The sequence below is a fragment of the Paenarthrobacter sp. CC6 genome (assembly GCF_040560085.1).
In the GTDB taxonomy this organism is placed as follows: Bacteria; Actinomycetota; Actinomycetes; order Actinomycetales; family Micrococcaceae; genus Arthrobacter; species Arthrobacter nicotinovorans.
The window spans coordinates 59,206-80,155 of the sequence record NZ_JARDAN010000013.1; the positions used below are offsets into that span (position 1 = coordinate 59,206).

The window sequence follows — 20,950 nt, forward strand, 5'->3', positions numbered from 1 at the left end:
ATCGCCTGAGAGGCAATACCCATGTCTACTGCACCAAAGACGGTCCAGTCGAAAGAATCAACCCTGAGTGAAAAGGGACTGAAAGCCGGATCGGTGGGCCTGATTGGCGCCGTCGTGATCGGCGTTTCCTGCATCGCTCCCGCGTACACGCTGACCGCCGCCCTGGGGCCCACCGTGTCTGAGGTAGGCGTGCACCTGCCGGCCATCTTCCTTGTGGGCTTCATCCCCATGCTGCTGGTGGCGCTCGGCTACCGCGAACTGAACAACGCCATGCCCGACGCCGGCACCTCCTTCACGTGGGCAACGCGGGCGTTTGGTCCGTGGATCGGATGGATGGGCGGCTGGGGACTGATCGCGGCCACCATCATTGTGCTGTCCAATCTGGCGGCCGTTGCCGTGGACTTCTTCTACCTGATGCTCGGGCAGATCTTCAGCAACCCGGAGCTGGGCGAGCTCAGCAAAATCCTGCCGCTGAACATTGCCACCACACTGGTTTTCATTGCGCTGGCTTGTTGGATTTCGTACCGCGGCATGGAAACCACCAAGGGCGTCCAATACGTGCTGGTGGCCTTCCAGTTGCTGGTCCTGGGATGGTTCGCGGTCTCGGCGTTCGTGCATGTAGCCAACGGCACGGCCTTCGATGCCACTGCCATTTCGCCTGACTGGTTCAACCCGTTCGCCGTCGATTCGTTCTCGTCATTCGCTGCAGGTGTCTCGCTCTCGATCTTCATTTACTGGGGCTGGGACGTCACTCTGACCATGAATGAGGAGACGAAGAATCCGGAAAAGACGCCCGGCCGTGCGGCAACCATCACCGTGCTGGTCATCGTGATCATCTACATGACCGTCGCACTGGCTACCTTGTCCTTCGCGGGCGTCGGCGAGACCGGCCTGGGCGCCGGCAACCCGGAGAACCAATCCAGCATCTTCGCGGTTCTGGCGGGTCCGGTGATGGGTCCGTTCGCGATCCTCATGTCCTTGGCCATCCTGAGCAGTTCCGCCGCGTCCTTGCAGTCGACCTTCGTCTCACCGGCCCGCACCATGCTGGCCATGGGCCACTACCGCGCCATTTCGCCCCGCTTTGGGCGGATCAGTCCCACGTTCAAGTCGCCGAGCTTTGCCACTATCGCCGCGGCCATCGCGGCAGCTGCGTTCTACGTGATCACCCGGACTGTGTCCGAGAATGCCCTGTGGGACACCATCACCGCCCTGGGCATGATGATCTGCTTCTACTACGGCATTACAGCTCTGGCCTGTGTTTGGTTCTTCCGCGCTTCAGCCTTCAGCGGTGTCCGGGCATTCTTCTTCAAGTTCCTGGCACCGTTGCTGGGCGGGGTGATCCTGCTGGTGATGTTCGTGAAGACGGCCATGGACTCGATGGATCCCGCGTATGGCTCGGGCTCGTCCGTTGGCGGGGTAGGCCTGGTGTTTGTGCTGGGGATGGGTGTGATCCTGCTGGGCGTTGTGGTGATGCTGGTGATGTATCGGCTGCGGCCCGGGTTCTTCAAGGGCAAGGTCCTGACCCGGGCCTGACTTCGCGGGAAATGGATGCAGCGAACGCGAGTACGGCGGCGGAGAAGTCCAGCACGTCCGGCGCTGCACGCTGGCCGTGACTGCCGCGGTCCTCGTGGAGCAGCCAGGCCCGGTCCCCGCGTTCGCGGATTCCGGTAACAACATCGACGGCGGCACTGTTGTCCACGCGTTCGTCCCGCCCCATGAGGCAGCACAGCAGGGGCGGAAGCGCGGCGGAGCCGAGTCTGCGCAGCAAGTGAACCGGGGAATAGGCCGCCCGATCGTGATCAGAGCACTCCCCATCGGCGCCAAACTCGTGCAGCCATTGCTTCCCCAAACCATGGCGGTGAAGGTCCACGGTGTCCAGCAATGGAGCTACGGCCACCACTCCGCCGAATGAGGCGGGGGACAGGAACGCCGCAGCCGTGACCACGAGGCCACCATGCGAGGCCCCGAAAGGCACGGTCTGGGCGGGCGTGGTCCACCGGGTATCGACGAGGTAACCGGCCACGTCGATGAGGTCCAGGATTGTCCGCATCTTCCGTTTCCCACGGCCTGCCTGGTGCCAATCCTCTCCCAGCTCGCCCCCGCCGCGTAGTTGCGCAGCCACGTACACCCCGCCGCTCTCCAGCCATGCCGGAACGCTGGGTTCGGCCTCGGTCCTGTGTGTGACGCCGAAACCGCCGTAGCACGTGAGAATCAGGGGCAGCGGCTGCACCGGGAGGCCGTCAGGACCAAGGTCTGACGCCCGTGCGGAGATGATCACGGGGATGCCGACGCCGTCGCTCGCCACCGCGGTGACTTTCCGGTGGACTATCCGGCTGCTGGAGTCACTGGAGCTGTTGCTCAAGCGCACCGGTTCATCCACGCAGAAGACCCCCGATGGGCGTTCCGGGGAGGCCGTCTGGATCCAAAGGTCGGTGGCATCGGCACGGGGTTGGACGGCGAACGCTGACACGTATTCCGCGGGGGATAAACGGTAGGCCGGACGGCCATCCAGCGTGGCCGTCGTGCCGTGTTGGTCGGAGACCAGTTCCACACGACCGGCTTGTGCGGACGGAGCCACGGTATCCCAGGCCCCGGATTTCAACTCCCACTCTTTGGTGCCGGTCCTTGGGTTCTTCGCCGCGAGCCGAAGGTGCTCTCCGACGCGTGCCAGCGCGAGACGGCTGCCCGCGGTGTTGCCAAGTTCCGCCGGAAGCGGGAGCTGCTGCATCTGCCCTGAGCCGAGCGGGCAGCGGATGATCTGCTGGCAGGGTGGTTTGCCGGTCAGGACCCAGATCCCGCCCCCGTCCGGCTCCCAAACCGGCGCAGCGTACCAGGCCGTCGGCCCTGGGATGTGGACGGGCTGGGCCCCGGCAGCGAGTATCCAGGGCTCCGCTAGTTCACTGGCGGAGGCGCTCAGCAAGGCTGCGACGCGCGTTCCGTCAGGGGAGATGGTGAATCCGCGGACGATGGTGCCCGGTGGTGTGGGGAGCCGGACACCGGGCGGCGCGGCCACCTCCAGATGCGCCCGGCGAACATTCCAAGCCTCCCGAAGCCCGGCCTCGGCTGCCAGGTACAGGGACGCAAACGCTTCGTCTGGCCCGCGCCAAAGAAAAGCAGCCTGTCCGCCGGCGAACTGTGGGAGCCCTTGGCGGGGTGTGGAGTCCCAGCGTTCCAGAAGGGAACGGAAGTGCGGCCGAAGCCCCATGCCCGGAACGGCCTCCTCGATGCTGCTCACCGTCCTACCGTGTCGCCCGGCACCGTGTCCACAGCAGAGACCCAGGCGAGGTGGCCGCCGTCGTGTAAGGGGCTGCCCAAGGTGATGGTGCGCAGAGGGCTACCGGCCGCTGAGGTGTCGACGACGTGCAGTTCGCCGTGCCCACCGCGGGTCACGGCGACGAGTTCCGAGGCCGGCGAGGCGGCAATGGCTCGTCGTTCGGCGTTGTCCCAGGGTTCATGGCCGGGCCGTGGGGCGCCGTCCATGCGGGGGAGGTGCCATGTGCCCCGCAGCACCGGCGGGCCTGCCTCCAATGGTCCAAGGTGGTGCACCGAAAGCTCGTCGCCGTCCGGATGGACCCGGGCGGTCGCGATGCCATTGGCAGTCAGTGCGAAGCGGAAGACCAACCCATGGCCCAGCGGCGTGGTCCGCGTCAGCCCGGTATCCACGTGGTGCACCCACAAAGTGTTGCCCCACTGGGCCCATCCTCTGGGCTCACCGCCGCCGTCGCGAAGGATAGCCACCAGGACACGGCGCCGCGGGCAGAAGCGCAGGAAGTAGGCGCGGCCGGGTGCATCCCAAGCGATAACGTCAAGGGCCTCCGGCTGCGGCTTGCGGACATCGAAGCGTTCCAGGCCCCGGCCCGTGGCCACGAACATGGTGCCCGTGACGGGATCCAAGGCGTCGCCGTGACCGTCGGGCGAGGCCTCGGCCCGCAGCCCTTGCAGGGGCGGGCAGTGCACTCCCTCGGCCAGGATCCGCTCCACGCTGAAGGATTCGATGCAGCCGGGTTCACGGTGACGGACGACGGCGGCGGGCCCCTCCGGCGTTTCGCCCACCACAACGCCAGGCTCCCCCGCCCTGGTGCGGATGCGGCGTGAGGTGGGTCCGCCGTCGGACTCCAAGTCCACAACCGTGAGGAGATCGCTCCAAGGTTCCCACGAGACACCAAGCCCCGTGGTGACGGCAACGAAGCGACCCGAAGGGTCGCAGGCCAGGTGCTCACCCGGAATGGCTACGGGAATGGTGCGGGGCGGGGTGTCGGTGAATGCATCGGCAATGACCAAGGCACCTCCGGCGTCATCAATGAACGCGCATCGTCCGTCTCCCAGCGGCAGGAACCCGGCGTGCTCCGCCAAGACCACGGAGTCCAAACGGTGCTGGACTGCCCCGGTGACTGGATTCAGGAACTGTACATTGCCCGCTTTTTGGTCGGCTACAACCAAAACTTCGGAGGTCATTGGCTCTCCCTTTCATTTAATTTGAGAATGGTTCTCATTAACTATAGTGTGACGTTGTCGCCGCAACAGCGGAGGCAACCACCACCACCGAAAGGAGACCAACCATGGAAAAGACCACGGTTCTGGTTGAAGTTGAAGAGACCGAGCAGCTGGCACACCTGTCGGCAACGCACTCGAATGCACTGGTCGAGAACCCGTTCGACTAGTCACTAAGCCAGGGGGCGGGTGCGCCGGCGCACCCGCCCCCTTAGCTCCACCCCGCAACTTTCGGAAGGAACCATGGGCACCGCAATAGACAGCTTTGACGTCGCGGGAAGATCAACCATCCGCAGCGGTGACGGCGCCTTCTTCCATCTCCCGCCCTCGGCAGGCGGTGGCCAACACCTGGCGACAGGCGTCAGCGATGAACTGCTGCAACGCCGCCAGGCTGGCGCGCTTCCCCTCCCCGGAAGGGAGCTCATCGGGCTGGTAGCCCCCGAACCCGTTGCTGCCGCACTCTTGCCCGTGTTCCACGAGGCCGGGGTGGACCTGGCGGTGGGTGACGACCGGGAGCCCGGCTCCGTAGGACTCCTCCTCCACCTGGCAACCATGCCCGCCGAGCGGAACCGCTTTGACGCACTGCCGGGCCGTGCGGCCGTGCTCCGCTTCTACGGAGAAGGCGACCTGGTCTTCGTAGATCCGCTGTCTCTTGAACCGGCAGACCCAACAGGGTGGCAGGTACTCCGGCGCAGGCTCGCGGCCTCACCGGCCGCCGCCGAACTGCGGGCCTGGCTGGATACCCCCGCTGCTGCCGCGGACTTCGCTCTCCAGGGCATAGCCATGGACCTGCTTACGGCCAGGCTGCTCACCATCATCACCGCCTGGCAAAGGAATTCACCGTCACTTGCCGCTCACCGGCGCACGCTCTGGCGGCTGGACACCCTGACGTTGGCAAACAGTGAACACCCCGTTCTGCCCTTCCCGGAACCCGCGAGCCTGGGCGAAGGCTTGCGGGCTCCGCTGCGATGAGACCCGCCACCGCGCTGGAGCACCTGGACATCACCGCTGACGACGGCGTTCGGCTTACCGCAGACCACTACCGCACACCAGTGGAGGGGGAAGTCCAAGGGACGGTCCTGATCCGGACACCCTACGGACGGACCCAGTACGCGGATCAAGCCCACGCATGGTGTCGCGCCGGATACGACGTAGTGGTCCAGGACGTCCGTGGGCGCTACGGGTCCGCCGGCACATGGAATCCCTATGACAAGGAGGGCCCTGACGGGGCTGCAACCGCCAAGTACCTCGCCGGCAACGGATTGCTCAACGGGCCCCTCATTTTGGCTGGAGCCTCCTACGACGCGCACTGTGCAGTTGAAGCGGCCCGGGTCTTGGAGGCGGCGCAGGTTCCGGAGGAAACACGGCGTCCGGAGGCAGCGGCACCCAAGCCATTGGCCGTGGTGGCGATGGTGCCGGCGCTTGGCCTCTATGAAACGGCCAGGGAACCCGATGGCACACCGCGCCTTCGGGACAGGATTGGCTGGTGGCACCAGCACGGTTTCGGAAAGGAGTCCGGCCACCCGTTACCCGCCGCAGAGCTCCGGAGGATATACCGGCAGGCTGAGGAACGCGGGATGGACTGGACGATTCACAACCTCATGGACGACGCCACGTATGGTCCGGGTTCCGCTGCCGGTTGGAGGCGGCTCTGGCACGCCCCATCAACCGATCTCCACGGGCTTTATGGCCAGCTGGCCACTCCGCTGCTGATGATTTCGGGGCAGCGGGACTTCTTTGTTGCCGAAGCTGCGGATCTGGTGAGGGCCTGGGGCAGCGCGGCGCCGCGGACTTTGGTGGAAACCCTCTGGGGACCATGGGCACACCGACTCGGCCACGACCTCGGCGCCGGAGCCGCCGCAGCACTCCGCGAACAGGGCGGCCTGATGGCCCGGATCAAGGACTTTCTGGGTGCTGCCAACGACTGGGATCCACCCGGCGCCCGGCCCGAGCCCCTTGGAAACCCGCGGCCGCCAGTCCTGCAGTGGGAACCCGGCGACCGACCACACACATGGCGCTGGGCGCCCGCCGCCCCCGGGACGCTGCCGCACCACCTGAACAACCACGGAGAATCATGACCACAACAGCCGAAGCCCTGGGCCTGCTTCCCATGCACACCTTGGTGGACGAACAGACCGGCATCATCCGCAGGGTCCGTCCTGTTCTCACCCCGGAGAACGCCCCACCCGCCTACACGTCCATGACCGCGGAGGTATCGAACGCGCGCTGGCTGGGTGACTGGCCCGCCGACCGCGTCTCACTGGGTACCACCTTCGGCGACAGCCGGCAAGCCTGGATCGCGGCCGTCGCCGAAGGCATGGAAAGGTACTGCGGCAACTTCATCCCCGCAGATCTCCCGGACCACCACTACTTCACCGGGACGGCCCGTGAGCTGACGGCGTCAGGCCGGGCCGCCGTCGGGCTTGAACAACTGCCGCGATTCGCGGACTGGCAGCTGGAGCGGACGGCATTTCCCTACCGGAACCTCGACGCCGACACTCCAGCACTGTGGACGGCGTGCAGGCGGGAATCGGACGGCTCTGAGGTGTGGCTTCCGGCGAGCCTCACCCTCCTGAACTGGCGGCAACGGCGCTTCCGTGACCTTCCCCGGATCCATCATCTGAACTACGCGGGGATCGCCACCGGCCAGGGCCGCGCTGATGCCACGGACAGGGCGGTGCTGGAAACCATCGAACGCGACGCCCTGGAACTGTGGTGGCATTTGGACGGTCCCACCCGCGGCATCAGGCCAGAGAGTGTTCCCGGCTTGGTGGACGACATGGCCGGTTGCCGGTTGCAGTACTGGGTGGTGGAAATGCCCAGTGAGTTCGCCCCCTGCATGGCTGCCTTGGTGTTCGACCCGGACACTGGGCTGTACGCCGCCGGGTTCTCCTGCAAGAACGATCCCGCTGAAGCGGCACGCAAGGCAGTCCTGGAGGCTGTCCACACCTGGATCTACTCCCAGGGTGCCACTGATGCCGATGGTTGGGTTTTCCAGGCAGTCGAGGCAGGGCTCATGGCCAAGGGGCTGTACCTGGAACACCGCGAAGACCGTCAATACCTGGACGACGTGGGGCCCGGATTCGGTGCAGTCCGCGACCTCGGTGCGCATGTACAGGTATGGCTTGATCCCCGGACACACGTCCTCGCGGAACGCTTCACCAAGCCCGCAGGTGGTCTGGTGGACGTTGCTGCCGTGGATGACGTGTCCATGCCGGAGCTCTACAGGCGGCTGGAAGCGGCCGGCCATACCGTGTATACCCGCGAACTGACCACCCCCGACGTCGCGGTGACCGGCCTGAGTGTTGTCCGCGCTGTGGTGGGGGGACTGGTTCCCAACGCCCCGGCCGCTTTCGCCTATCTCGGCTGCCCCAGGTTCACCACGGCGGCCTTGAAGCGCGGGTGGCGTGAAACGGCGCCGGCACTGCCGGAGGACTTCACCCTTACCCCACCTCCCCACATGTAATGGACGTACCCCACGTGCTCCTTCCCTCTGGATTTGCCCGCGCCTGGAGCCACGAGGTTCCCGGTCCCCAGCAGCCGCCCGGTCCCCAAGGCGCCCCGGTACCCGGCACGGTTGAGCACCCGAGGCAGGATGGGCTGCCAGTGTCCGCCATGCTCAGGGCCATCTGGTGGAGCGAGGACTTCCACCCCAATCCCGCCACGGGACTGCCCGGCAAAGTGCGCAAACGCCCAGTGCCGTCGGCCGGCGGGTGCTACCCGGTGCAACTGCGGGTCCTCTGCGGGGAAGGCTGCGACGTGCCTCCCGGAACATACGTGTTTAACGGCTCCGGCTTTAGTGGCACCGGCGGTGACCTGCTTCGCCTGCGGAACCACGACGACGGTACCCCACCTCAAGGGGGTCCGCAGGCACCCGCGCGGGGCGCCGTCGTCGTGCTCACCGTGCTGCCGCAACGCACCCTGGCGAAGTATTACCACCGTGCGGGTCCGCTGCTGATCGCGGACGCTGCCTATGCGGCGGTGGCCCTGGTTCACCATGCCGCCGCCCAAGGTGTGGACGCCCGGTGGGATGTTGTTGCACCGGTCCGTTGGCCTGGCTCTGTCCCGGAGTTCGCGCTGGCCACGGTGTCTCTGGGGGTGTCTGCGGAGAGGTGCCTGCAGCGCCGTCATGACCGGATCGCCGGGGTTTCGCAAGTGCAGCTGGCTGCCCGCAGGAGCTGTGAGTTCTCCCGTTTGCGTGCCCGCCCGGCCGCCGGCGCGGGCCGGATGGCTGAGGACCTCCTGGAGCGTTCCCTCCTTTCCTTCCCGCAGCCAACCCCTCCGTCCTGCAGCGCCCGCATCCTGTCCGCGGAGCCGCTCCGCGATCCGGAGCTGGCCGATCGATGTGCCGGGCAGCGCTGGATAGGAAACCTTGATGCCCTGGTGGTTTTCGAGACCCCGGGCACGCCAACCCCGGCCGCCATGTGGTGGGCCGCCACGTTGGCCGCCCACATCCTCTATACCGCGTTGGGGGCGGACCTGCCCCTGGAATTTCGGCCGGTAGGTGGCTGGACCGGCTCCCACAGCGGCTGGACAACGCTCCATGGACTGGGAATGGCAATCCGGAAACCACTCACCGCAAACCACGAAAGGGCCGCGCATGCTGGTCAATAAGAGGCTCTTCCAAATGACGGCCGGGCACCGCGGCCGACTGGCTGGGGTAACAGCCCTGCTCTGCATCACCACGGCGAGCTACTGGTTGCAGGCGTGGTTCCTGGCCCAGGCCCTGGCGGCCCTGGTGGTTCTGGTGCGGGTTCCCGGAAACCCCGACGGCGGCAGGTACGGGCCGCTGGTTCCGTACCTTGCAGGGGTTCTCGCGTGTGGCCTGGGGCGCCTTGTACTCCAGCAGTTCCACGCCCGGCTGGCCGGTTCCTTGGGCTCCGGGGTGCGGTTGCAGGTACGCCGAAAGTTGGCCGACAGCCTGCTCCAGCCCGAACGGCTCAGGGATACCTCGGACCGTGGTGGAGCCCGGCGGCTGGCCCTGAGCGAAGGTGTGGACGGAGTGGACAGCTACATCAGCCAGTACATTCCCCACGCTTTCCAACTGCAGGTAGTGGTGCCAGCGCTTCTTGTCTGGATCGCGGGGCTGAATCCCTTGTTGGCTCTTGCGCTGGCCACTGCCGTGGCCGTGGCTGTTGGTGCGCCGAGGCTCTGGGGTAAGACCCTGGCGAAACGCGGACAGCAGCACTGGGACAGTTACGAGGCCCTTGGCGCCGACTTCCTGGAGGCCCTTCAAGGGATGCGGACCCTCAAGATCCTCCACGCCGTTCCCCGGACAAGAGCGCGGCTCCATCAGAGGTCGCAGGAGCTCCACCGGGCAACCGTCTCCACCATGCGCACGTCCCTGGTGGACACAGCGTTGGCGGACTTCGGGATCCAGGCAGGGATGCTGGCCGCCGCCGCGCTAGCCACATTCGCAGCGCTGGGGCAGGGGCCACTGCCCGGACCGGAGAGTGCGGCGACCACGTATTTCCTGCTGATGCTCTCGTCGGAAGTCTTCAGGCCTGTGCGGGATCTGGCACGCCAATGGCATGCCGGGTATCTGGGGCTCTCGGCTCTGGGGAGCATTGACGCAGCGGGAGGCGCGGACACCCGCGGTGGCCGTACGCCGGCGGGCGAAGCCCAGGTGCGTTTCGCGCCTGGTTCCCTTTCCGCGCCTGGTTCCCTTTCCGCGCCTGGGGTGCGTCCCGGCGTCGTGCCTCCCGGTGGTCTCACGCTGCACAACGTGAGCTTCCGATACTCAGCTGCGGACCCCTGGGTTCTGCGGGATGCGTCGGCGGAGATCCAGCCCGGCGGCCTCACCGCGCTGGCGGGGGTGTCAGGGGCGGGGAAGAGCACGTTGTTCGACCTTCTGCTGGGGTTCCTCCCAGCGGGGGACGGACATATTCGTCTGGACGGTCAACCACTCAGGCCCAGTGACGTCAGCGTGGTCTCACAACGCAGCTACCTCTTTCCCGGGACCATCCGGGAGAACTTCCGGGTGGTGGCGCCTGCTGCCACGGAGGAGGAAATCCAGCGCGTCGTGGAGATTGCCGGCCTGGCGGAAGAACTATGGCAGTGGCCCCAAGGCCTGGACACTGTGCTGTCCGAAGGGGGCGGATCCGTCTCGGGAGGCCAGCTCCAGCGGCTTTCGATTGCACGGGCACTCCTGGTGGACAGGCCGGTTCTTCTGCTGGACGAGCCAACGTCCGCCCTCAACACCGAGCTCGCTGGGCGGGTGTTGGAGGGGCTTCGCCGCGAATCCGGACGCCGGATTGTGCTCATGATCGCCCACCGGCCCGAAGCCCTCGCTGCGGCTGACACCGTACTCCGCCTGGCACAAGGCCAACTCCAAACACAGCAACAGGAAGCAGCCACGTCATGAGCCTCACCACACGCACACCCCGCAACCCGCTCCTGGGCCTGGTTCCGCACATGTCCGGCGAGTGGGCAGGGATAGTCTGGACCGCCGTTGTGGGCGTCCTGAACAATCTGGCGCTGATTGTCCTGGCGGTTGTGGGTTCCTACGTTGTGGCGCTGGCTGTGATGAGGCAGGAGTCCGCAGCCGCCGAATGGTGGGTTGTCGGGGTGGTGGCCGTGGTGCTCAGGGCGGTGCTGACGTGGCATGAGATGGATATCTCGCACAGCATTGCGTACCGGATCCTGGCCGCGCTGCGCATGGCACTCTTTGACGGTTTCGCGCGCGGTGTCCCTTCCCGCAAGCCGGACCAGCACACTGGAAAACTCGCCGCCACGGCCATGGGCGATGTTGAAAAGCTGGAGTTCTTCTACGCCCACACGGTTGCCCAGCTGGCTGGCTCCGCAGTGCTGTTCGTGGCCGGGGTAGCTGTGGTGTGGCCGTTGGGGCCGGGCCTGGCCGGGGCCTTGCTGCTGGGGTTCGTGGCGCTGGTAGCGGTGACACTGCCGGGATTGCGCCGGGGCGCCGAGTTGGGTGTGAGGGTGCAGGAGGCCAGGTCCGGGGTGTCGGTACTCGCCGTGGACCTGCTGGCCGGCACCCGCGAGATCCTGGGATTCGGACTGCGGGAGCACGCGCAACGCCAACTGGAGGACCAGAGCCTGGCAGTGGATGCCGGCCAGCGCAGGCTCAACTCTTTCCTTGCGATGGCAGCGTCCTTGCGCGAGTTGTGTGTCCTGGGAACCGTGGTGGCGGTCTTCCTTGCTGCCATCTCACAACCCGGGCTGGATCCTGTGTGGCTGCCCGCCTTGGTGGCCGGCACTTTGACCCTCCTGGCTCCGGTGGCCGAGGGCGTTGCCACGGTAACCCAGCTCCAGCCGCACCGTGCCAGTGCCCGGCGCGTTGGGGAGGGCATCAGCCTGCCCTCGGCCGCAATGGTTTCGGGCCCCATCGTTGAGTTCAGCCCCAAGGGGCCGCTGGGTCTGGAGGTCCGGAACCTGCAGTTCACCTACGACGACGGCGCGCCGGCTTTGCGCTCGACGTCCCTGTCGGTGGCGCCCGGCGAGCATGTGGGGATCAGTGGCCCCTCCGGTGCAGGAAAGACCACACTGGCCCGGCTGATGTTGCGCCTGTGGGTGCCGGATGCGGGGAGTATCGCCTTGGTGTCGCCCAGCGGGGAGTCCGTGGACGCTTGGGCGGTGGACGAGGCGTCGTTCCGGCGCATGGTCACCTTGGTGGAGCAGGACGCCCCGGTTTTCCACGGTTCTGTCATGGACAACATGCGCTTGGCCCGCCCCGCGGCAACTGAAGCCGACGTCCTGTCAGCCTTGGACCTGGCCGGGCTTCCGCTCACCGGCGAACGATGGGCGGATGGCGTCGATACCGTGATCGGCGAGCAAGGGGTGAGCCTGTCCGGTGGCGAGCGTGCCCGCTTCTGCTTGGCGAGGGCCCTGCTGATCAAGCCCAGGATCCTGGTGCTGGATGAAACCACAGCCAGCCTGGATCCTGCCTCGGAGCGTGCCCTGGTGGAGGCTGTTGCTGCGATCGCCGGCGACACCACGGTGATCACGGTGTCCCACAGGGAGTCAACCCTGGCCGCATGTCACCGACGGGTGGAGCTGGACTAGCGTCCCTCTTCCCCCGCCCGTCCCCTCGGGCGGGGGTTTTGGAGGGTTTAGAACGCGTCGGGGTGGAGGCCCTTGGCGATCTGCTCTACGGCGCGGAGGTTGCCCCAGGTTCCGGGCATGACGTCAGCGGAATCGATGGCCACCAATCGCTGGTTCTTCACGGCGTCTACCTCAGGGAATTTCTCCTGAAGGAAGGTGCGGGTGGCGTCCTCGTGGGCCTTGTCCAAGGTGGTGAATACGATGACCTCGGGGTTCTTCTGCACCAGCGTCTCAGGGGAGATCATGGCAGAGAAGAACTTGGCGAAGGCTTCATCGGACGGGCTGAAGAGGTTCTCGCCACCGGCAGTCTTGATCATGTCGTACTCGATCCCTGCCCCGATGGCCGCAATGGAGTTCCCTTCAACAAACAGCTCCACCACGGTGGGCTTCTCCTTGCCTTCCACCTTTGACTCAACCGAAGCCAGCACCTCAGCTGCTTCCGTCCTAACGGCTGACGTACGCTCACCCGCGCCAACTACAGCGCCGATGTTCTCGATATCCGTGAGAATGTCCTTGACCTCGGCCTTGCTCCGTCGTTCCATGCAGCCCGCTGTTGCTATGTAGGACTCAGCCCCTGCGGCTTTGAGTTGTTCGATGCTCGCAAAGCCCTGCTCGGCAGTGAATTCATATGCTGTGGGGGAGTACACGAAATCGGGGTTGGCGCCCAGCAGGACTTCGCGCGACGGCGGCATCTGATCGCTCAGCTGCTGCACGTTACCGCGCTCCTTCAGTTCCGGCAGCAGCTCGCTGCCTTTGGTCTGTGCCTCGGCCACTACCTTGTCCGCGGCGCCCAGCTTCACCAAGAGCTCGGACTGTCCGGGAGTCATGGCCACCACCCGCTGGGGAACGGAGGCGAAGGTCAGAGTGCGGCCGCAGTTCTCGATTGATCCGGCGGGCTGCGCAGCGACACCGGCGTTTTCCTTGGCGGGTGTTTGGCTGACTGCATGACCGCAGCCGGACAGCAGCATTCCGCTGAGTGTCATCACGCTCAGGACTGCAGTGGTTTTGCGCAGGGTGGATTTCTTCATGGGTGTGCCTCCAGTTGGTTGTATCGGGAGATGGGTGGGTTCAATGGCCGGCGGTGGAGAACTCCGCGTCCTGGCTGGGTGGGGGCGCCTGTTCCGGCGTCTTCGCTGCGATGGCGATCAGCGCCCGACCGGTCAAAGGATGCTCCAGCGTCCGGGATTCAACACCGAAGCAGCCGCGGATCAGTTGAGGGTCCAGCAGTGTTGACGGCGGCCCGAAAGCCTGCAGCCGCCCGGACTGCAGCACTGCCACCTGGTCACAGAATTCCGCCGCGAGGTTCATGTCATGCAGGGCCGCAAGCACAGTCCTTCCCCGCGAAGTGACCAGATGCATCAGCTCCAATTGGAAGGCGACATCGAGGTGGTTGGTAGGTTCATCCAGGACCAGGACCGGTGCTTCCTGAACGAGTGCCCGCGCCAGGAGGACCCGCTGCTTTTCCCCGCCGGACAACCCCGCAAAGTAACGGTCCGTCAGGGAGGAGGCTCCGACGTCGAGCATTGCTTGGTGGACGAGGTGGTGGTCCCGGTCCGAATCGGCACCGAATCCGCGCTGATGCGGGGCTCGGCCCAGCATCACAACCTCGCGGGCTGTCATGGGAAAGTCCTGGCTGGATTCCTGGGCCATCACGGCCACACGGAGCGCAGCCTGCCGGGAGTTGAGGGCGCGGACATCCTGGCCGCCTACGGTGACGGTCCCCGAGGTTGGCTTGTTCACCCGGTACAGGGCACGCAGAAGTGTGGATTTGCCGCATCCGTTGGGGCCCAGAATGCCAACCACGGAGCCGCTGGGTGCAGTAAAAGTGACGTCGTGAACCACGGGGGTGCCGCCAAGGGCGATGCTGACGTTGAGGAATTCCACTTTCATCGCTTGATGCCACCCCGTACGGCGCCGTTGCCACGCATGAGCCACAGGAAGAAGGGTGCTCCGACGGTAGCGGTGAGGATGCCCAAGGGAATCTCGGCCGGTTGCGCCACCGTGCGGGCCAGCAGGTCAGTGAGCATGAGGAAAAGGGCCCCGCCAAAGATGGTGACGGGCAGCATGCGGCGGTGATCTGAGCCCACCAGCATGCGCGCTGCGTGCGGCACCACCAAACCAACGAATCCGATGCCGCCGCAGACGGCAACCGTAGTTGCAGTCAGCAACGCCGTGGCCAGCAAGAGTGTCCGACGCAGTGATTCCACATTGACGCCCAGGGCCGTGGCTGTTTCGTCACCGGCCAGGAAGGCGTTGAGCGCGCGGGATCGGAACATGGCGAAGACGCTGATGGCCACGAGTGCCACGCCCGGCGGCAGCAGTTGCGGATACGTGGCTGCGGAAACGCTGCCCAACAGGAAAAACAGCACACTGTAGACGTTCTGGGCATCGGTGGTGATGGTCAGGAAGTTGGTAATTGCGGAAAGGAGTGAGCCCAACGCCACGCCCGCCAGGATGAGCCGGGAGGGTGCAATCACCCCGTCCTGTTTCGCGAGCAAGTACACCAGGGCCGTCGCGGCCGCAGCTCCCGCGAAAGCCGACGCATTCAAGCCAAGCCCGCCAACCGCCGTCGAGCCTGCCACGATGGCCAGAACGGCCCCCACTCCCGCCCCGGCTGAAACGCCCAGTATGTAGGGCTCGGCAAGTGGGTTGCGGACGTTCGCCTGGAGGAGGGCCCCGGCCAGCGCCAGGCTGGCTCCGGCAATGCCGGCCAGGAGCGCGCGGGGGAGCCGGAAGCTCCACACGGCCTGGTCCTGGGAAACGGTGAGTGAGCCGTCGGACATCCATGGCAGGCCAGGGATCAGGTGTCCGGCCATGATCTGCAGCGATTCAAGGAACGTTGTTTGCAGTGGCCCGGTGCTGCCCGAGACCACCAGGAGCACCACGATTCCGAGTACCAGCAGGGGTGTCAGCAATCGTTCAAGCGCTGACCTGCGTGGGCGGGCGGGGCTGGCTGCTGGGGCGGGGCGGTTGCCACTGACTGGGCGTTCGAGGTCAGCGGTCATGGAGGTGTCCAATCACGCCCCGACACTATCTTAAATGAGAATGATTCGCATATGTCTCGTGCAGAGTTGGTATTCAGTGCCCGTGTTGTTGGGTGGGATTGCTATTGGATGTCACCTGGGCGCGGGTGAACCAGCCGCGGCAACGCCCGCGGCGAGTTCGGCGGCGGCGAGGGCTTCGGCCAGGCGCTCGACGGCGGCGCGATAGTCGGTGCCGGCAGTCACCCGGCAGTACTCGGCTTCCCGCATGGCCCTGGTGAGTGCCGCCGTTTCCGCAGTCCGAACGTCCGTCATGGCCGGAAAATCGATGGCCTGCGCGGGGTCCAGTTCGTAGCGGCGCCACTGGGCAAGGATGTGGGCATGGAGGGCGGCATCGTCAGCAAACCCGGCACGACGGCGGGGCTCGGCGGCGTGGATGCGCTCCACTTTGCGGGCGCCGGCGAAGGTGGTCGCAGCGGTTGCAAAGCACACGAAAACCATGATGACCCCGGCTGGCGGCCACTGCACTGACGGCACCAAAACAGCGGGCATTATGACCACGAGCCCGGCGAACACGTCCCAAAAAAGCCCGTCCGGCTCCGGGCCACGTCCATGCGTGAGTTTCTTATGCAAGACGTACGTGGTTGCCGCAGTTGCAAGAACCAGGGCAACGCCCCACAGGAGCATCATGGCGGGCATCGGACACCTCCAGGCGACTTCGCTGCTATTGATTCAGTATGCGCCAGCGCGTGAGTGGACGCGAGGGGTCAACTGTCGTACCCCCGGCGTAGCCTTGGCACCATGAGACTGAAAATGTGCAGCATCCACGTCAAGGACCCGGCAGTAGCTCACTCGTTCTACACGGAGACGCTGGGGTTTGAGACCCTGATGGCCATGCCCGAGTACAACCTCTTCATTATCAAGAATCCCGGAGCGGACAACAATGCAACCGGGCTGCTGCTGGAACCCAGCGACAACCCGATCGGCGCGAACTACATGAACGCCGTCTACGAAGCCGGGATGCCCGCTGTTGTCCTGGGCGTTCCGGATGTCCAGGCCGAGTACCAACGCCTGCTGGCTGCAGGCGTGACTTTCAAGGGCGAGCCGGCCGAGGATCCGTCAGGAATCAGCGCAGTTTTCGACGACGGTTGCGGCAACTTCGTCCAGCTCCACCAGGACTAGCGCTTAAAAGAGTTGCGGCCGGAGACCACCGGTCCCCGGCCGCACCTTTCAGAACACTTACGCGTGGTCGCGCTTGGACGTCTTGGGAGCGTCGCGCTTTGCGGCGGCGTTGTCCCGGGCTTCCTTGGTGGCGGCCTTCCTGGCAGCCTCTTCCTTCACACGCTGTGCCTCGGAGCGGACAGCGGCGTGGGTGGCACGCTCGGTGACCAGCCACTGCGGGGGAGCCTGCAGCAGCTCGGTGATTTCCGCCGTCGTGAGTGCATCTTCAACGCCGCCGCGGGCCAGGCCGCTGATGGAGACGTTGAGTTTCTGTGCCACGACGGGACGCGGGTGCGGGCCGTTGCGGCGGAGTTCGGCGAGCCACTCCGGCGGGTTTGCCTGGAGTTCGGCGAATTCCTCGCGGGTGATGGACGAATCCTGGAATTCCTGGGGTGTCGCGGGCAGGTAGATGCCGAGTTTCTTGGCGACTGTTGCCGGCTTCATGGACTGGGAGTTCGAGGACGTCATGCTTCAAGGGTATCTGGCCGGTACTGTGAGTGTGTGCCAGATGCTGAAGATTCCGCCGAAACCTCCGAGTCCCAACCCGGGCTTCGCTTCGCCTACGTGGCGGGCGTTACCCCCGGCAAGTGGATCCGCAGGTGGGAAGAACGGATGCCGGATGTCGCGCTGCACGCGTTCATGTCCGACGACGACGCGCAGCTTTCGGTGCTGCGCGACGGTTCCGCGGACCTCAGCTTTGTCAGGTTGCCCGTGGACCGCGAAGGTCTGAACGTCATCCCTTTGTATGAAGAGCAGCCGGTGGTCGTGGCGCCCAAAGGCCACGAAATCTCGGTGTTCGAGGAAGTGGCGCTGGATGACCTGGCGGAGGAAAACTTCCTTGACGTAAGGGAAATGGGTGGCCCGGACATGGCCCTCCAGGTGGTTGCTTCCGGAGCCGGGCTGGTGATCATGCCCATGTCGGTCGCCAGGCATTTGAACGCCAAGGACACTGTCATGCGGCGTTTGACGGGTGCGCCCGGAACACAGATCGGCTTGGCGTGGCCGGTGGGAACGGATTCGCCGGTGATCGAGGAATTCATTGGAATCGTGCGGGGCAGGACGGCCCAGAGCTCGCGCCAACCATCCGCCCAACAGGAAAAGCCCAAGAAAGCACCCAAGCCTGATCGTCGTGGCGGGGGCCCCAAAAAGCCTGCCGTCGCACAGCGCTACGCTCCCAATCCTGACAAGGGCCGGGGCAAGGGTTCGCGCAAGAAGGGCAAGCGCTGACTATTCGCCGTGGATGGCAGCCTGCTGCTGTTCCGAACGGTTGAGATAGGCCAGGAGCAGGTCGCCCGCACGTTCCAGTTCGCCGGCTTCCAGTGCAGCGCAGATCTGCTCGTTTTCCGCGAGCCAGTCACTGTAGAAATGTGCGTTCATGGTGGCCTTGTGGAAATAGAGCCGCATCTCGGCCAGGATCTGGGCCATGATCGTGTTCAGCCGGTTGCTTTCCGCGAGGGCAACGATCGCTCCGTGGAAATGCTGGTTGGCGCTGCCCAGACCTTCATTGTCATTGGCGGCCGCAGCCAGCTTTCCCTCTTCGACGGCGGCCCTGACGGCGGCGACGCGCTCCGGTGAGCCGCCTGCGCGAATGGAACTGACCTCGATGGCCCGGCGCACGGTGTAGACATCGTGGATGTCACCGGCTTCAAGGGTGGCCACATATACGCCCCTGTTTGGCTGCCGGATGAGCAGTCTCTCGCCGGCGAGTTCGGCAAACGCTTCGCGCACGGTGTTCCTGGAGACTCCCAGATCTTCTGCGATGGTGGCTTCGGTGAGTTTGGCGCCCGGAACAAGGAAGCCTTCGGCCAGTTGATAGCGCAGTTCCTCTGCGACCCGCTCAGCCACGGACGGCACCCTGAGGCGCATCCTGGCGCGCGCGCCGTCGAAGCCAGCATGTTCGCTTGATTCCTGATCTGCACTGGCCATGACTCCAAAATTACACGATTGCCGAAAATTCGGATCGCTGGATTGTTGAACAATCCAGCAGATTGGTGCATGCTGGATGTAACGCACATCACGAGGCAGGGATCACACCATGGCAACCATCGATCTGAACAGCGACGTCGGCGAGTCCTTCGGGCGCTGGACACTCGGGGACGACGCTGCCATGTTCCAGTCCGTTTCCAGTGCCAACGTTGCATGCGGATTCCACGCCGGCGACCCCAGCGTCATCCGCAGCACCTGCGCGAAGGCGGTCAAGGCCGGCGTCGTGATTGGTGCCCATGTCGGCTACCGCGACCTCGCGGGTTTCGGCCGCCGCTTCATGGATATCGATCCCAAGGAGTTGGCGGACGATGTCGTGTACCAGATCGGGGCCTTGCAGGCTCTGGCGGCCACTACGGGAGCGCGCGTCGAATACGTCAAGCCCCATGGTGGCCTCTACAACGCAATCGTGAAGCACACAGCCCAGGCGCGGGCAGTAGTGGAAGCTGTGAAATCGGTGGACCCCAACCTCCCGATTCTTGGGCTTCCCGGCTCCGAAGTCCTGCGTATCGCTGAGGAAGCCGGCCTTCGGGGCGTTTCCGAAGCCTTCGCGGACCGCGCCTACAACCCGGACGGAACCCTCGTTTCCCGTTCCCAGCCGGGTGCCGTCCTGCATGACCCGGCCGAAGTGGCCGAACACGTCCTGCGTATGGCCACCGAACAGTCGGTCAAGGCAATCGACGGTTCCATCCTCAAGATCCGCGCAGAGAGCATCTGCGTGCATGGTGACTCACCGGGAGCCGTTGCTATGGCTACCGCGGTGAAGTCCGTACTGGGCGAGGCCGGCGTAGCCGTCGGCTCGTTCCTCCCATCCGTTTGAACCTGGGCTCCGCACCACACACCTCATCCCCCCGGAGGGCATCATGACCAGCACCAACAACGCAGCAAAGGCAGTGACAAGGAAGCCACCGCCCGGCGCACTCAAGGCCTACGTCGCAAGCCTGACCGGCACCTCGCTGGAGTACTACGACTTCGCCATCTACTCGGTGGCCTCGGCCCTCGTGTTCCCAAAGATCTTCTTCCCGGGCAACGACGAATTCGTTGCGCTGCTCCTCTCCTTCTCAGCGTTCGCAGTTGGTTATCTTGCACGCCCGATCGGTGGCATCATCTTCGGCCGCCTCGGCGACAAGGTCGGGCGCAAGTACGTCCTGGTCTTCACTTTGGTCCTGATTGGCGTGGCCACGGTCCTCATCGGTGCGCTGCCCGATTACTCCGTGATCGGTGTTGCGGCTCCCACCATCCTTGTCCTCCTGCGGCTCGCCCAGGGCATCGGCGTAGGTGGTGAGTGGGGAGGCGCGGTACTGCTGTCCAGTGAATTCGGCGATCCCAACAAGCGCGGATTCTGGTCCTCGGCAGCTCAGATCGGCCCGCCCGCAGGCAACCTCATGGCCAACGGCGTCCTCGCCATTCTTGCCGCCAGCTTGAGCAACGAGGCGTTCCTCTCCTGGGGTTGGCGCGTAGCCTTCCTTGCCTCCGCACTCCTCGTGGTGTTTGGCCTGGTCATCCGCCTCAAGCTCGAAGAAACCCCGGTCTTCAAAGCCATCCAGGCTCAAGGCGACCGCCCGAAGGCCCCCATCAAGGAAGTCTTCACCCAACAGCCCAAGGCCCTGGTGGCAGCCGCTCTCTCCCGGGTTTGCCCCGACATCCTTTACGCGCTGTTCACAGTGTTCGTGGCTGTCTATGCCACCAAGGAACTGGGCATGACCACCGGCAACGTACTGTCCGCCATCCTGATCGGGTCAGCTTTTCAGCTCTTCCTGATCCCTCTGGCCGGCGCACTGACCGACCGCTTCAACCGTCGTTGGGTTTACGGCATCGCTGCAGCCGCAACCGCTGCGTTCATCCCGCTGTTCTTCCTGATGATCCAGGGCAGGTCTGTGCTCATGCTGACCATCGGCACGGTCATCGGATTGGCATTGCATGCCTTCATGTACGGTCCCCAGGCGGCTTTCATCACCGAACAGTTCCCGGCGAGGCTCCGCTATGCGGGCAGCTCGCTGGCATACACCCTGGCCGGCGTGATCGGCGGAGCGGTTGCACCGATCATTTTCACAGCGCTCTACGGTGCGGCGAATCACGGCTGGTACCTGATTGCTGTTTACATTCTGGTGGCATCCGTTGTCACCATCGTGGGCATGCTCCTGGGTCGCGATCCGGAGCCTGAAGAGGAAGAGCGCTTGTTGCAGGCGGCGCAGTCCCAGCCGGCAGTGTAA

At 65.2% G+C, this 20,950-nt stretch carries 20 protein-coding genes; 12 read left to right on the forward strand and 8 right to left on the reverse strand.

Annotated elements, in window-relative coordinates; all coding sequences use genetic code 11:
* Positions 1 to 21: 21 nt before the first annotated feature.
* The gene (locus tag PV760_RS14245; RefSeq protein ID WP_064722324.1) at positions 22 to 1,533 is read left to right on the forward strand and encodes an APC family permease; all 1,512 of its coding nucleotides are present in this window, start codon (positions 22 to 24) and stop codon (positions 1,531 to 1,533) included.
* Here the strand turns inward: PV760_RS14245 and PV760_RS14250 are convergent.
* Both PV760_RS14250 and PV760_RS14255 read right to left on the reverse strand, forming a co-directional pair.
* Complete coding sequence (locus PV760_RS14250) at positions 1,505 to 3,235, reverse strand: prolyl oligopeptidase family serine peptidase (protein ID WP_354628083.1); 1,731 nt, start codon at positions 3,233 to 3,235, stop codon at positions 1,505 to 1,507. The two genes, PV760_RS14245 and PV760_RS14250, sit on opposite strands and share 29 nt — an antisense overlap.
* Positions 3,232 to 4,455 carry a YncE family protein gene (locus PV760_RS14255; RefSeq protein ID WP_110504811.1) on the reverse strand — a complete coding sequence of 408 codons (1,224 nt, stop codon included), beginning with the start codon at positions 4,453 to 4,455 and terminating at the stop codon, positions 3,232 to 3,234. The genes PV760_RS14250 and PV760_RS14255 overlap by 4 nt, the downstream gene beginning before the upstream one ends.
* 104 nt (positions 4,456 to 4,559) lie before the next feature.
* Between PV760_RS14255 and amiA the strand changes: the two genes are divergently transcribed.
* From amiA to PV760_RS14290, 7 genes are all read left to right on the forward strand, one after another.
* On the forward strand, positions 4,560 to 4,661 hold the full coding sequence (gene amiA, locus PV760_RS14260) for a streptamidine family RiPP (protein ID WP_242703463.1): 102 nt from the start codon (positions 4,560 to 4,562) through the stop codon (positions 4,659 to 4,661).
* 73 nt (positions 4,662 to 4,734) lie between these two features.
* A complete protein-coding gene (locus tag PV760_RS14265; RefSeq protein ID WP_306878361.1) occupies positions 4,735 to 5,463 on the forward strand; it encodes a hypothetical protein in 729 nt (242 codons plus the stop codon).
* Entirely contained in the window at positions 5,460 to 6,569 is a 1,110-nt protein-coding gene (locus PV760_RS14270) for a CocE/NonD family hydrolase (protein WP_354628084.1), read from the forward strand. Before PV760_RS14265 ends, PV760_RS14270 begins: the two co-directional genes overlap by 4 nt.
* A complete protein-coding gene (locus PV760_RS14275) occupies positions 6,566 to 7,957 on the forward strand; it encodes a YcaO-like family protein (RefSeq protein WP_354628085.1) in 1,392 nt (463 codons plus the stop codon). The genes PV760_RS14270 and PV760_RS14275 overlap by 4 nt, the downstream gene beginning before the upstream one ends.
* On the forward strand, positions 7,957 to 9,105 hold the full coding sequence (locus tag PV760_RS14280; RefSeq protein ID WP_354628086.1) for a nitroreductase family protein: 1,149 nt from the start codon (positions 7,957 to 7,959) through the stop codon (positions 9,103 to 9,105). The genes PV760_RS14275 and PV760_RS14280 overlap by 1 nt, the downstream gene beginning before the upstream one ends.
* Complete coding sequence (locus PV760_RS14285) at positions 9,092 to 10,855, forward strand: ABC transporter ATP-binding protein/permease (protein WP_354628087.1); 1,764 nt, start codon at positions 9,092 to 9,094, stop codon at positions 10,853 to 10,855. Before PV760_RS14280 ends, PV760_RS14285 begins: the two co-directional genes overlap by 14 nt.
* Positions 10,852 to 12,513 (forward strand): amino acid ABC transporter ATP-binding/permease protein, encoded by a 1,662-nt coding sequence (locus PV760_RS14290; protein ID WP_354628088.1) that lies wholly within the window; start codon positions 10,852 to 10,854, stop codon positions 12,511 to 12,513. The genes PV760_RS14285 and PV760_RS14290 overlap by 4 nt, the downstream gene beginning before the upstream one ends.
* Positions 12,514 to 12,560: 47 nt before the next feature.
* Here PV760_RS14290 and PV760_RS14295 read toward each other — a convergent pair whose 3' ends face one another.
* From PV760_RS14295 to PV760_RS14310, 4 genes are all read right to left on the reverse strand, one after another.
* Entirely contained in the window at positions 12,561 to 13,580 is a 1,020-nt protein-coding gene (locus PV760_RS14295; protein ID WP_354628089.1) for an ABC transporter substrate-binding protein, read from the reverse strand.
* A gap of 40 nt (positions 13,581 to 13,620) precedes the next feature.
* Positions 13,621 to 14,442 (reverse strand): ABC transporter ATP-binding protein, encoded by an 822-nt coding sequence (locus PV760_RS14300; protein ID WP_110504820.1) that lies wholly within the window; start codon positions 14,440 to 14,442, stop codon positions 13,621 to 13,623.
* Positions 14,439 to 15,557: a FecCD family ABC transporter permease gene (locus PV760_RS14305; RefSeq protein ID WP_110504821.1), complete on the reverse strand. Its 1,119-nt coding sequence runs from the start codon at positions 15,555 to 15,557 to the stop codon at positions 14,439 to 14,441. The genes PV760_RS14300 and PV760_RS14305 overlap by 4 nt, the downstream gene beginning before the upstream one ends.
* Positions 15,558 to 15,668: 111 nt before the next feature.
* Entirely contained in the window at positions 15,669 to 16,232 is a 564-nt protein-coding gene (locus PV760_RS14310; RefSeq protein ID WP_354628090.1) for a hypothetical protein, read from the reverse strand.
* Between the two features lie 102 nt (positions 16,233 to 16,334).
* On the opposite strand from PV760_RS14310, the gene PV760_RS14315 reads away from it, so the two are divergent.
* Positions 16,335 to 16,715 carry a VOC family protein gene (locus PV760_RS14315; RefSeq protein WP_354628091.1) on the forward strand — a complete coding sequence of 127 codons (381 nt, stop codon included), beginning with the start codon at positions 16,335 to 16,337 and terminating at the stop codon, positions 16,713 to 16,715.
* Positions 16,716 to 16,772: 57 nt separating this feature from the next.
* Here the strand turns inward: PV760_RS14315 and PV760_RS14320 are convergent, their stop codons facing one another.
* A complete protein-coding gene (locus PV760_RS14320; RefSeq protein WP_018778440.1) occupies positions 16,773 to 17,222 on the reverse strand; it encodes a DUF5997 family protein in 450 nt (149 codons plus the stop codon).
* Between the two features lie 33 nt (positions 17,223 to 17,255).
* On the opposite strand from PV760_RS14320, the gene PV760_RS14325 reads away from it, so the two are divergent.
* A complete protein-coding gene (locus tag PV760_RS14325) occupies positions 17,256 to 17,981 on the forward strand; it encodes a LysR family transcriptional regulator substrate-binding protein (RefSeq protein ID WP_354628092.1) in 726 nt (241 codons plus the stop codon).
* Here the strand turns inward: PV760_RS14325 and PV760_RS14330 are convergent, their stop codons facing one another.
* On the reverse strand, positions 17,982 to 18,680 hold the full coding sequence (locus tag PV760_RS14330) for a GntR family transcriptional regulator (protein WP_018778438.1): 699 nt from the start codon (positions 18,678 to 18,680) through the stop codon (positions 17,982 to 17,984).
* Between the two features lie 109 nt (positions 18,681 to 18,789).
* Between PV760_RS14330 and PV760_RS14335 the strand changes: the two genes are divergently transcribed.
* Both PV760_RS14335 and PV760_RS14340 read left to right on the forward strand, forming a co-directional pair.
* Positions 18,790 to 19,557, forward strand: coding sequence for a LamB/YcsF family protein (locus PV760_RS14335; protein WP_082010115.1), 768 nt, complete (start codon positions 18,790 to 18,792; stop codon positions 19,555 to 19,557).
* Positions 19,558 to 19,600: 43 nt separating this feature from the next.
* Positions 19,601 to 20,950 carry an MFS transporter gene (locus PV760_RS14340; RefSeq protein WP_018778436.1) on the forward strand — a complete coding sequence of 450 codons (1,350 nt, stop codon included), beginning with the start codon at positions 19,601 to 19,603 and terminating at the stop codon, positions 20,948 to 20,950.

What these genes read in the sequence shown, in the direction of transcription:
- amiA (WP_242703463.1), top strand. Translation starts at nt 4,560, where the DNA reads ATGGAAAAGACCACGGTTCTGGTTGAAGTTGAAGAGACCGAGCAGCTG.
- PV760_RS14335 (WP_082010115.1), top strand. Translation starts at nt 18,790, where the DNA reads ATGGCAACCATCGATCTGAACAGCGACGTCGGCGAGTCCTTCGGGCGC.
- PV760_RS14300 (WP_110504820.1), bottom strand. Translation starts at nt 14,442, where the DNA reads ATGAAAGTGGAATTCCTCAACGTCAGCATCGCCCTTGGCGGCACCCCC.
- PV760_RS14310 (WP_354628090.1), bottom strand. Translation starts at nt 16,232, where the DNA reads ATGCCCGCCATGATGCTCCTGTGGGGCGTTGCCCTGGTTCTTGCAACT.
- PV760_RS14320 (WP_018778440.1), bottom strand. Translation starts at nt 17,222, where the DNA reads ATGACGTCCTCGAACTCCCAGTCCATGAAGCCGGCAACAGTCGCCAAG.
- PV760_RS14305 (WP_110504821.1), bottom strand. Translation starts at nt 15,557, where the DNA reads ATGACCGCTGACCTCGAACGCCCAGTCAGTGGCAACCGCCCCGCCCCA.
- PV760_RS14275 (WP_354628085.1), top strand. Translation starts at nt 6,566, where the DNA reads ATGACCACAACAGCCGAAGCCCTGGGCCTGCTTCCCATGCACACCTTG.
- PV760_RS14280 (WP_354628086.1), top strand. Translation starts at nt 7,957, where the DNA reads ATGGACGTACCCCACGTGCTCCTTCCCTCTGGATTTGCCCGCGCCTGG.
- PV760_RS14340 (WP_018778436.1), top strand. Translation starts at nt 19,601, where the DNA reads ATGACCAGCACCAACAACGCAGCAAAGGCAGTGACAAGGAAGCCACCG.
- PV760_RS14245 (WP_064722324.1), top strand. Translation starts at nt 22, where the DNA reads ATGTCTACTGCACCAAAGACGGTCCAGTCGAAAGAATCAACCCTGAGT.
- PV760_RS14255 (WP_110504811.1), bottom strand. Translation starts at nt 4,455, where the DNA reads ATGACCTCCGAAGTTTTGGTTGTAGCCGACCAAAAAGCGGGCAATGTA.
- PV760_RS14265 (WP_306878361.1), top strand. Translation starts at nt 4,735, where the DNA reads ATGGGCACCGCAATAGACAGCTTTGACGTCGCGGGAAGATCAACCATC.
- PV760_RS14330 (WP_018778438.1), bottom strand. Translation starts at nt 18,680, where the DNA reads ATGGCCAGTGCAGATCAGGAATCAAGCGAACATGCTGGCTTCGACGGC.
- PV760_RS14295 (WP_354628089.1), bottom strand. Translation starts at nt 13,580, where the DNA reads ATGAAGAAATCCACCCTGCGCAAAACCACTGCAGTCCTGAGCGTGATG.
- PV760_RS14290 (WP_354628088.1), top strand. Translation starts at nt 10,852, where the DNA reads ATGAGCCTCACCACACGCACACCCCGCAACCCGCTCCTGGGCCTGGTT.
- PV760_RS14315 (WP_354628091.1), top strand. Translation starts at nt 16,335, where the DNA reads ATGAGACTGAAAATGTGCAGCATCCACGTCAAGGACCCGGCAGTAGCT.
- PV760_RS14285 (WP_354628087.1), top strand. Translation starts at nt 9,092, where the DNA reads ATGCTGGTCAATAAGAGGCTCTTCCAAATGACGGCCGGGCACCGCGGC.
- PV760_RS14270 (WP_354628084.1), top strand. Translation starts at nt 5,460, where the DNA reads ATGAGACCCGCCACCGCGCTGGAGCACCTGGACATCACCGCTGACGAC.